Below are 12,455 nucleotides of genomic sequence, written 5' to 3'. Positions count from 1 at the left end.
CGTTAATTGAAATAGCCTTTTCCTTTTTTAAATATCTTGTTAATGAAAATTAAATGTTTCCAAAATACATAGCTTTTACAATTCCATCTGATAGTCCTATTTTTGGAACATAAATTTGCCTAGCCCCACTCCATTTCATTGCGTTAAGATATATTCTAACAGCGGGTATAATAACGTCAGCTCGATCAGGGTTCAGTCCTAGTTCAGCAATTCGTTGCTCATAAGTCAATGAATTCAAAAAAGTATATTGAGAGTTCATATACATATACGATAAAGGTTTTTCTAGAGTTTTACCAGACATCTTAAATATTTTATTGATATTACCACCAGAACCAATTAAAGCAATATCATCAAAATCAGCTGTATATTTTTTTATCCATTTTTCAATTTCATCCCAAACAACATCACATACCATATTATTAAGCAAACGTACCGTACCTGCCTTGAAAGATTTAGAACTTACTATCTTTCCATTTGAAAAAACAGTAAACTCCGTACTTCCCCCACCTACATCTACAAATAAATAGTTCTGGTCATTTACCAACAAATGTTTTATTTCGGTTGAAGCAATTATCGCCGCTTCTTTTTTTCCGTCAATAATTTCAATTTTAAGATCTGCTTTCTTCTTTATAAGTGCTACAACTTCTTTTCCATTATATGCTTCTCGCATTGCTGAAGTAGCAAAAGCTCTATAGGATTCCACTTTATGAACCTTCATCAAAAGATTAAAAGCTTTCATTGCATCACACATTCTATTGGCGTTCTCTTCAGATATTTCACCAACAGTAAAAGCATCTTGACCCAATCGAATAGGTACTCGCACAAGGGCACTTTTGTTAAATTGAGTTTCCTTACCCTCTTGCTCCACAATATTTACAACTAAGAGTCGCATTGCATTAGAACCAATATCTATGGCCGCATATTTTTTTAATGTAATCATGTATTTTATTTACAAATTAGTTTTGTTCTGTTCGCTCTAATAAGTGTACTTTGTTTTGGTAGTATCTGTAAGTTTCTAATTGTGCTCTAAATACTGGATCTCCATTACTTTCTCTATATTTGTTATCCAATTTATCTGAATGATAACGAGCTTTCACATTCCCTTTCCACCCTAAATCAAAATTATCGATAAGTTCTTTTTTTATTTCTTCATCGTATATAGGACAGGTTACTTCTACCCTACCGTCTAAATTACGGGTCATAAAATCAGCTGAAGAAATAAATACATCTGGAAGTCCTGCATTCCCAAAAATATAAATTCTAGAATGTTCTAAATAATTATCAACAATACTTATTGCTTCAATATTTTCACTCAAACCTTTAACTCCAGGAATTAAAGAACAAATACCTCTCACTTCTAATTGAATCTTTACTCCTGCTTTACTTGCAGCATACAATTTATCAATCATTTCAAAATCAGACAAACTATTCATTTTCAATTTCATATAAGCATTACGTCCAGCAATTGCATGAAGAATTTCTCTGTCAATCAGTTTATAAAAACGTGAACGGCTATAATGAGGAGAGACTATCAAATGTTTATAACGATGTATTCTGTAATTAATATCAAAGAACTCGAAAATTTTAGTAATATCTTTTAGGATTTGTTGATGACTTGTAAACAATGTCACGTCTGTATATACCTTAGCAGTGGCTTCGTTAAAATTACCTGTTGAAATAAAGCCATAACGTTTCGTTTTTCCACTTTCTAATCGTTCAATCACACAGATCTTACTATGAACTTTTAAACCTTTGATTCCAAAAATAAGATTGATTCCTTCAGTTTGCATTTGTTCTGCATAAGAAATATTAGAAGCCTCATCAAATCGAGCTTGTAGTTCAATTTGAACTGTAACTTTTTTCCCGTTCTTAGCGGCGTTGATAAGTGAACTAATGATTTGAGAATTTTTGGCTAACCTATATAATGTGATTTTTATAGAGGTAACCATTGGATCAAGAGCTGCCTCACGCAAAAAACGTGTTAAGTATGAAAATGATTGATATGGCGCATGTAATAAGTAATCTTTTTTACTGATTTTTTGCAACAAACTACCATCTAAACTCAATCCAGGAATTGGCAAAGGGAGATTTTTTTTATATAATAAATCAAAACGACCTAAATTAGGAAAGTCCATATAATCTCTCCTATTGTGGTACCTACCTCCTGGAATAATACTATCAGTTGATACAATTTTCATTTTCTCTAAGAAAAAGTAAAGGGTATCCTCGGCAATTAATTGGTCGTAAATAAAACGAACTGGTTCCCCTATCCTTCTATCTTTCACACTAGTAGATATTTTCTCTAGCATACTTTTACTCAAGTCACTATCAATCTCTAATTGTGCATCACGGCTAATTTTTATCATATGAGCAGAGACACTTTCAAAATCAAAAATATTGAAAATGTTCTTTAAATTATGCCGAATCACATCATCAATTAGAATAACATATTGCTTATCATCTTGAGAAGGCAAAACAACAAAACGATTCATTGTTTTTGGTATTTCAATAATAGCATACCTAACTTCCTTTTCTTTCATGGCTAACTTAATGGCTAAATAGCCCATATTGTCTTTTAACAATGGGAATTCTGCCAGATCATTAAGAATAATAGTAACTAATTCCGGGCTTAGTTTCTGGATAAAAAAGTCTTTCAAGAAAATTTCTTGATCAATTGAAATCTCATTTTCATTTATTATAAAAACATTTTGAGCTTCTAACTCAACTTCAATTTCTTTAAATATTTTTAAACTTTCATCTTGATGGTTAATAACTATTTCAGTTATGTCCTTAACCAATTGTTGGGATGATATTCCTCCTAAAATTTTTTCACCCGTTTTACCAGAAAGACTTAATCGTCTTATTGCAGCAAAGCGTACTCTAAAAAATTCATCTAAATTATTTGAAAATATTCCTAAAAAACGTAATCTTTCTAAAAGTGGAACTGATTTATCTGCTGCTTCTTGAAGAACTCTTGCATTAAATGCTAACCAACTTTTTTCTCTATCAATATATTTTTGTTCTAACACAGTTTTATTTAAAATCTTTTGGGGTTATTATTTTTTTTATTTTGCCTTCATTAATAGTTTTCCAATTGTCTGTACCAAATTGCATCGACACAAATCCTGAAGTAGGAACATTATCAATATTTATATCTCCAAATTTATTAACAAAATTTGTAATTGCATCATTATGTCCAAAAAGAATAAGGCTTTCATATAAATTATCACAAGATTTTATGATTTCTTCTAGTTGCCTTTCATCAAAAGTGTATAATTCTTTTTTAAAAATAATACTTTCAATAGGAGCTAGTAAATTTTGAGCAAAGATCATTGCTGTATCAGCGGCTCTTTTTGCAACACTACTCCACAATATATAGGTTTTAGGAACGTAATTAAAAATATTTGACGAAACCAGATGAGCATCCAGCATTCCTTTTTTATCTAATGGTCGGTCTATATCTTTAAATGGGACATCCCAATTAGATTTACCGTGACGTATTAATATTAAATTTTTCATAGATAAATTAATTAAATTCAGAAATAGAAAGGTACAATTTTTATTTAGAATTTTAGATTATTAAACCTAGTTAATGATCCCCTTTAAAATTGAACACAAATTATATATCATTATTTCTATGTGATCAATTACTTCAACTTTAATAAAAAAATCATTCCTATTGTTTATATCCTTAGCAATCAATATTAAAAGATTAGGAAACACCTCAAATGTTTTAAAATAACAATATTTATTTGCCTTAGTTAAATTACTTTACGTTGTGTTTTACCTAAACATAGATGAAAAACATTACTTAATTAGCTTCAACTACAATTATTAAATCGCCCAAACTTTTTCTTGCTAAAAGTTAAATAAGAATCACCTATAATATCTGATTCCAACAAGTAAAATAGTTTGACTTATTTATTGCTAGAATATCTAACTGTTATTCTATTAAAAATATATTGAGGAAGAATTTAACCCATTAAGAAAGAAATAGACATAGCCTGATTCCTATTTGGAATATTGAATTATGGATAAAACAATCATTAAATCGTCACATTCATAAACGACACTTAAAAAACATATTTACAAAAAACACACAATAAACTGAAAATCAACACGATTTATAATGTTATTTGAAGATACAGAGTATATTACAAATAAAAACATAAACAGATATTTAGAAAAATACAGATTCATCAACCATTAATATGTTATAATAATAAAATATTAACAAAAACACACTTTAACGAGTTTATTGGTATTTCATAGGGTAAATAATAAAATAACACTAATTATACCTAAATTTATTCTAATTCTTAAAAATTAGATTTAGAATATAATTGAACTGTTAATGAAATTTCTTTAACCCCAAAAAAGAATTTTTCATCGTATAAGAAATATATAAAATAAAAAGTCTTTTTATAACTTCCAAAATAAAAGATGATTGAACCATTAATGAAATTTCTTTAGCCAAAAAAAAAGAAAATTTTCATCGTTTAAAAAAAAAGTCATTTACACCTACGTAATTAAAAGTTGATTGAACCAATAAAGAAATTTCTTCATCCCTAAGAAGAAAATTTCGTTTTTTATTTCTTTATAAAACACTGATTTTTTTGAATCTAGTATTAAACTGGTTAAAAAAAAGTTTGTATTCGTATTGATTGCCTAATAAAAATTAAATCAATATTTCATTAAAATTTCATAACGTTTCTAAAATATGTAAATTATGAAAACAAAAATTACTCTCCTATTACAGACTATTATAGTTCTGTTGTTTTTGACAGCAAATAGTTATTCGCAATCAAGTCCTACGATTAACTTAAGTCAATCAGCTGCATGTACATATTCAGGTTGTAATGCAAAAGACTTAACAATCACGAAATCCTTCATTGGGAACTCCGACGGGACAGCTTTGAATGTCTGCAATGTTGGCGATGCAACTACTGCGTATCTATTTATAACGGTTGATACGGGGCCAAAATATAATATTTATGTCCAATTTGATCTTTATTGGAATGATGTTAAAGTGAATACAACTGGTAAATACTCTTATGGAGAACCAGTAACTGGAACCGAAATTCCAAGCATTCCAATAAATATAGCCCAAATTAATTTTACTTGTGGTGGTAAATTGGAATTGAAAAATATTTATGTTTCATGGAAAACAGGTGGTTCTTCAAATGATGCCGCTGGTTGCGCAAGCTCATCTGTTGGTTCAAAATGTACTGAATCAGGTTTTATACCTAATATAGTTGTTAACACTCCTTTGGCTGTTGATTATTCATATAGTACAAGTTGCACAAATGGAGTTTTTCAGCAAATTGAATTTACTAATACTTCTTCTGGCGGCGATGGAACATTAACTTACCTTTGGGATTTTGGTGCAGGAGCAACCCCTGCAACTTCAACTGCAAGTGGAAAATCACCAAGCCCTATTACTGTAACATATTCCTCAGCGGGGACAAAAAACATTAGTTTAAAAGTTACAGATATTGATGGTGATTCTGACACAAAAACAAAAACAATATCAGTAGAGTCTTGTTGTACAACACCCGTAATCGCAAATAAAACAGCAACAATTTGTTCTGGAACTTCATTTAGTGTCAATCCAACAACAGCAGGTAATGATATTGTTCCAACTGGAACAACTTATACATGGTCAACTCCTGTAAGTAGTCCCGTTGGAGCAATAACTGGAGGTACTTTTCAAAGTACTGGAGCTGTAGGACCTATAAGCCAAACTTTAGGAAATGCAACAAATAGTGCTGCAACATTAACCTATACCGTTACTCCAAAATCTGGCAGTTGTATTGGTTCAGTCTTTACGGTAACGGTTACAGTAAATGCTTTACCTGCAATAATTGCACAACCTACCGCACCTACAGCAACTTGTTCGGGTTCGGGTTCTCAAACCATGACCGTAACTGCAACAGGAACAGGATTATCATACCAATGGAGAAAAGGCGGGATGGCCTTATCCAACGGTGGGGTTATTAGTGGTGCAACAACTGCTAGTTTAACTTTAACCAATCCTACAGCTAGTGATGCTGGTAGCTACGATGTAGTCGTTAGCGGAACTTGTACTCCAGCGGTAACTTCAACAGCGGTAACAGTTGCAGTAAATGCTTTACCTGCAATAACTGCACAACCTACAGCACCTACAGCAACTTGTTCGGGTTCGGGTTCTCAAACCATGACCGTAACTGCAACAGGAACAGGATTATCATACCAATGGAGAAAAGGCGGGATGGCCTTATCCAACGGTGGGGTTATTAGTGGTGCAACAACTGCTAGTTTAACTTTAACGGATCCTACAGCTAGTGATGCTGGTAGCTACGATGTAATCGTTAGCGGAACTTGTACTCCAGCGGTAACTTCAACAGCGGTAACAGTTGCAGTAAATGCTTTACCTGCAATAACTGCACAACCTACCGCACCTACAGCAACTTGTTCGGGTTCGGGTTCTCAAACCATGACCGTAACTGCAACAGGAACAGGATTATCATACCAATGGAGAAAAGGCGGGATTGCCTTGTCCAACGGTGGGGTTATTAGTGGTGCAACAACTGCTAGTTTAACTTTAACGAATCCTACAGCTAGTGATGCTGGTAGCTACGATGTAATCGTTAGCGGAACTTGTACTCCAGCGGTAACTTCAACAGCGGTAACAGTTGCAGTAAATGCTTTACCTGCAATAACAGCACAACCTACAGCACCTACAGCAACTTGTTCGGGTTCGAGTTCTCAAACCATGACCGTAACTGCAACAGGAACAGGATTATCATACCAATGGAGAAAAGGCGGGATTGCCTTGTCCAACGGTGGGGTTATTAGTGGTGCAACAACTGCTAGTTTAACTTTAACCAATCCTACAGCTAGTGATGCTGGTAGCTACGATGTAGTCGTTAGCGGAACTTGTACTCCAGCGGTAACTTCAACAGCGGTAACGGTTACAGTAAATGCTTTACCTGCAATAACAGCACAACCTACAGCACCTACAGCAACTTGTTCGGGTTCGAGTTCTCAAACCATGACCGTAACTGCAACAGGAACAGGATTATCATACCAATGGAGAAAAGGCGGGATGGCCTTGTCCAACGGTGGGGTTATTAGTGGTGCAACAACTGCTAGTTTAACTTTAACCAATCCTACAGCTAGTGATGCTGGTAGCTACGATGTAGTCGTTAGCGGAACTTGTACTCCAGCGGTAACTTCAACAGCGGTAACAGTTGCAGTAAATGCTTTACCTGCAATAACTGCACAACCTACAGCACCTACAGCAACTTGTTCGGGTTCGGGTTCTCAAACCATGACCGTAATTGCAACAGGAACAGGATTATCATACCAATGGAGAAAAGGCGGGATTGCCTTGTCCAACGGTGGGGTTATTAGTGGTGCAACAACTGCTAGTTTAACTTTAACCAATCCTACAGCTAGTGATGCTGGTAGCTACGATGTAGTCGTTAGCGGAACTTGTACTCCAGCGGTAACTTCAACAGCGGTAACAGTTGCAGTAAATGCTTTACCTGCAATAACTGCACAACCTACAGCACCTACAGCAACTTGTTCGGGTTCGGGTTCTCAAACCATGACCGTAATTGCAACAGGAACAGGATTATCATACCAATGGAGAAAAGGCGGGATGGCCTTATCCAACGGTGGGGTTATTAGTGGTGCAACAACTGCTAGTTTAACTTTAACCAATCCTACAGCTAGTGATGCTGGTAGCTACGATGTAGTCGTTAGCGGAACTTGTACTCCAGCGGTAACTTCAACAGCGGTAACGGTTACAGTAAATGCTTTACCTGCAATAACAGCACAACCTACAGCACCTACAGCAACTTGTTCGGGTTCGGGTTCTCAAACCATGACCGTAACTGCAACAGGAACAGGATTATCATACCAATGGAGAAAAGGCGGGATGGCCTTATCCAACGGTGGGGTTATTAGTGGTGCAACAACTGCTAGTTTAACTTTAACCAATCCTACAGCTAGTGATGCTGGTAGCTACGATGTAATCGTTAGCGGAACTTGTACTCCAGCGGTAACTTCAACAGCGGTAACGGTTACAGTAAATGCTTTACCTGCAATAACAGCACAACCTACAGCACCTACAGCAACTTGTTCGGGTTCGAGTTCTCAAACCATGACCGTAACTGCAACAGGAACAGGATTATCATACCAATGGAGAAAAGGCGGGATGGCCTTGTCCAACGGTGGGGTTATTAGTGGTGCAACAACTGCTAGTTTAACTTTAACCAATCCTACAGCTAGTGATGCTGGTAGCTACGATGTAGTCGTTAGCGGAACTTGTACTCCAGCGGTAACTTCAACAGCGGTAACAGTTGCAGTAAATGCTTTACCTGCAATAACTGCACAACCTACAGCACCTACAGCAACTTGTTCGGGTTCGGGTTCTCAAACCATGACCGTAACTGCAACAGGAACAGGATTATCATACCAATGGAGAAAAGGCGGGATTGCCTTATCCAACGGTGGGGTTATTAGTGGTGCAACAACTGCTAGTTTAACTTTAACCAATCCTACAGCTAGTGATGCTGGTAGCTACGATGTAGTCGTTAGCGGAACTTGTACTCCAGCGGTAACTTCAACAGCGGTAACAGTTGCAGTAAATGCTTTACCAACACTTTCAGGTGCGGCACAAGCTTCGACTGTATGTGCTGGATCTACAGCTACTTTAAACTTAACAGGATTATTGCCTAATAGCACTTCTACGATAGCTTATACTATTAATGGAGTTGCACAAACTTCTGTTACATCAGTTGTGTCGTCTGCTTCTGGAGCGGCGAGCTTTACATCTGCTGCTTTGACTGCTGCTAATAATGGACAAATTTTACAAATTACTGGAATTACAATTACTAGTGCTACCCCTAACTGTAGCAAATCATTTACGCAAAATGTTGCTTTGAGTGTTAATCCAGAGACAGTTGGAGGTACCGTTACTTCAGCACAAACAATCTGCTACGGGACAGCTCCGGCAAATTTAACCCTAAGTGGAAATACAGGAACTGTAGTGAAATGGCAAAAATCTAGTGATGTCGGCTTTACAAATTATACAGATATTACTGAAACTTCAACTATTTTGTTGGGAACAACTATAGGCAACCTTATCGTAAACACCTATTTTAGAGCGGTTGTAAAAAGCGGGACTTGTCCAGAGGCTGATTTACCAGCGGTATTGATTACCGTAAATCCAAAAGCTTCAGCTTCGGATATCGATGCACAAGGAAAAGAAATATGTACTGGATCAACTGCGATTTTAAACGCTTCGAGCAACACGGTTGCGGAACCATCTTTTAATTGGTATAGCGATGTTAACTTGACCACTTTATTACATACTGGTCCTTCTTATACTACTCCAACTTTAACAGCAACTACAACTTATTACGTAAGTGTACAGGGAACGGCTGTTTGTGAGAATGCACCAAACTCGGCTAAAGAGGTTAAAGTAACTGTAAACCCAAAAGCTTCAGCTTCGGATATCAACGCAGAAGGAAAAGAAATATGTACTGGATCAACTGCTATTTTAAACACTTCAAGCAACACGGTTGCGGAACCATATTTTAATTGGTATAGCGATGTTGACTTGACCACTTTATTACATACTGGTCCTTCTTATACAACTCCAACTTTAACAGCAACTACAACTTATTACGTAAGTGTACAGGGAACGGCTGTTTGTGAGAATGCACCAAACTCGGCTAAAGAGGTTAAAGTAACTGTAAACCCAAAAGCTTCAGCTTCGGATATCAACGCACAAGGAAAAGAAATATGTACTGGATCAACTGCAATTTTAAACGCTTCGAGCAACACGGTTGCGGAACCATCTTTTAATTGGTATAGCGATGTTGACTTGACCACTTTATTACATACTGGTCCTTCTTATACAACTATAACTTTAACAGCAACTACAACTTATTACGTAAGCGTACAGGGAACGGCTGTTTGTGAGAATGCACCAAACTCGGCTAAAGAGGTTAAAGTAACCGTAAACCCAAAAGCTTCAGCTTCGGATATCAACGCACAAGGAAAAGAAATATGTACTGGATCAACTGCGATTTTAAACGCTTCGAGCAACACGGTTGTGGAACCATATTTTAATTGGTATAGCGATGTTGACTTGACCACTTTATTACATACTGGTCCTTCTTATACAACTCCAACTTTAACAGCAACTACAACTTATTACGTAAGTGTACAGGGAACGGCTGTTTGTGAGAATGCACCAAACTCGGCTAAAGAGGTTAAAGTAACTGTAAACCCAAAAGCTTCAGCTTCGGATATTAACGCACAAGGAAAAGAAATATGTACTGGATCAACTGCAATTTTAAACGCTTCGAGCAACACGGTTGCGGAACCATCTTTTAATTGGTATAGCGATGTTGACTTGACCACTTTATTACATACTGGTCCTTCTTATACAACTCCAACTTTAACAGCAACTTCAACTTATTACGTAAGCGTACAGGGAACGGCTGTTTGTGAGAATGCACCAAACTCGGCTAAAGAGGTTAAAGTAACCGTAAACCCAAAAGCTTCAGCTTCGGATATCAACGCACAAGGAAAAGAAATATGTACTGGATCAACTGCGATTTTAAACGCTTCGAGCAACACGGTTGTGGAACCATTTTTTAATTGGTATAGCGATGTTGACTTGACCACTTTATTACATACTGGTCCTTCTTATACAACTCCAACTTTAACAGCAACTACAACTTATTACGTAAGTGTACAGGGAACGGCTGTTTGTGAGAATGCACCAAACTCGGCTAAAGAGGTTAAAGTAACTGTAAACCCAAAAGCTTCAGCTTCGGATATCAACGCACAAGGAAAAGAAATATGTACTGGATCGACTGCGATTTTAAACGCTTCGAGCAATACGGTTTCGGAACCATCTTTTAATTGGTATAGCGATGTTGACTTGACCACTTTATTACATACTGGTCCTTCTTATACTACTCCAACTTTAACAGCAACTACAACTTATTACGTAAGCGTACAGGGAACTGCTGTTTGTGAGAATGCACCAAACTCGGCTAAAGAGGTTAAAGTGACCGTAAACCCAAAACCAACACCAATTATAATTGGTTTGTCTTCTGTATGTTCAGGTGATAAAGATTATGTCTATAGTGCTACAAATGTAGAAGGTCATGCTTATTCTTGGACTGTCGCTGGAGGTTCTATAACAGCTGGTATAGGAACCAATTCTATAACAGTAACTTGGGGATCAGCAGGCATAGGAACGGTCGACCTAACAGAAGTAATAACGACTACAACTTGTTCTACTGTTGCAATACAAAAAACAGTAGCAATAAATACATGTTCAATTGCAATAGAAAAAGACGGTATTTATGTAGATCCTACTCCCAATCACATTAACATCCCTAAGGAAGGTGATAAAATTAAATACACCTTTTACGTAACTAATTCTGGTAATGTAAACGTACATAATGTGGTGATTAAAGATGATCGTGTAGAGAATATTGAATTTATAAAAGGAGATATAAATACTATCGGTATATTGGAAGTTGGTGAAAAATGGGAATATGAGGCTTTCTATACAATAACTCAAGCTGATATTAACAAAGGTTTTGTTTATAATTTGGCTTTTGCAAATGCTAAGGACCCTAATGATATTCCTGTACCTGAAGTGACTTCTACAGACCCTACACCATGTGATTCATGTCCAAAAGATCCTACTTGTAATGACTGCACTAGCACTATAACTCCTTTAAATCAAAGTCCTAAATTAGAAGTTAAAATAGCTCAAGATAATGATAGATATAGTTTTATTGGTGATATTATCAATTATACCATTACAGTAACCAATACAGGTAATGTGACTCTCCATGACATCCGAGTGACTGATAGTGTTACAGGTTTAGATATTACCATTCAAGGCTCATTAGCACCTGGAGAAAGTATTCAACCGATTATTCGAAGTCATACTATAGTTAAAGATGACTTAGTGCGTGAATTTGTAACCAATACAGCTAATGCGGTTGGTTTAACAATTACGAATAATGAGGTACCTGCCCTACCTGATTCTAAAACAGCTGAAAAAGCAACAGTACTGCCTTGTGAATCAATATATATTTACAACGCTTTCTCACCAAATGGTGATGGAATTAATGAAAAGTTTATAGTTGATGGCTTTAGATCTGAATTTAAAATCTGCTACCCTGAGAATACTGTTGAGATTTATAACCGATGGGGAGTATTGGTTTTTGAAACCAAAAACTATGACAATGAAACCAACTTTTTTGAAGGGTATTCAAGAGGTAGAACAACTGTCAGCGAATCATCTGGATTACCTACAGGAACCTATTTTTACATCATAAGTTATAGTTCCATTGATGGAATTGGTGATATTCAAACTTATAGAAAAGAAGGGTATTTATACCTTACTCGATAATTACAACTCAACTCTA

General features: G+C 35.9%; 4 protein-coding genes. 1 reads left to right on the top strand and 3 read right to left on the bottom strand.

Translation table 11 applies throughout. From position 1 onward, the window contains the following. Positions 1-49: 49 nt before the first annotated feature. From ABZP37_RS11300 to ABZP37_RS11290, 3 genes are read right to left on the bottom strand one after another with little or no spacing between them, the layout of a single operon-like run. Positions 50-940 (bottom strand): exopolyphosphatase, encoded by an 891-nt coding sequence (locus ABZP37_RS11300; RefSeq protein ID WP_366183069.1) that lies wholly within the window; start codon positions 938-940, stop codon positions 50-52. 16 nt (positions 941-956) lie between these two features. Beyond that, a complete protein-coding gene (gene ppk1, locus ABZP37_RS11295) occupies positions 957-3,029 on the bottom strand; it encodes a polyphosphate kinase 1 (protein ID WP_366183067.1) in 2,073 nt (690 codons plus the stop codon). 4 nt (positions 3,030-3,033) lie between these two features. Then, the gene (locus ABZP37_RS11290; RefSeq protein WP_366183065.1) at positions 3,034-3,519 is read right to left on the bottom strand and encodes a histidine phosphatase family protein; all 486 of its coding nucleotides are present in this window, start codon (positions 3,517-3,519) and stop codon (positions 3,034-3,036) included. A gap of 1,210 nt (positions 3,520-4,729) precedes the next feature. Here ABZP37_RS11290 and ABZP37_RS11285 point away from each other — a divergent pair. Next, entirely contained in the window at positions 4,730-12,439 is a 7,710-nt protein-coding gene (locus ABZP37_RS11285; RefSeq protein WP_366183063.1) for a gliding motility-associated C-terminal domain-containing protein, read from the top strand. Positions 12,440-12,455: the final 16 nt, after the last annotated feature.

The sequence above is a fragment of the Flavobacterium ovatum genome (genome assembly GCF_040703125.1).
GTDB lineage: Bacteria > Bacteroidota > Bacteroidia > Flavobacteriales > Flavobacteriaceae > Flavobacterium > Flavobacterium ovatum.
The sequence above is the reverse complement of the archived record's forward strand: the minus strand, read 5'-3'. Positions and strand labels throughout refer to the sequence as shown.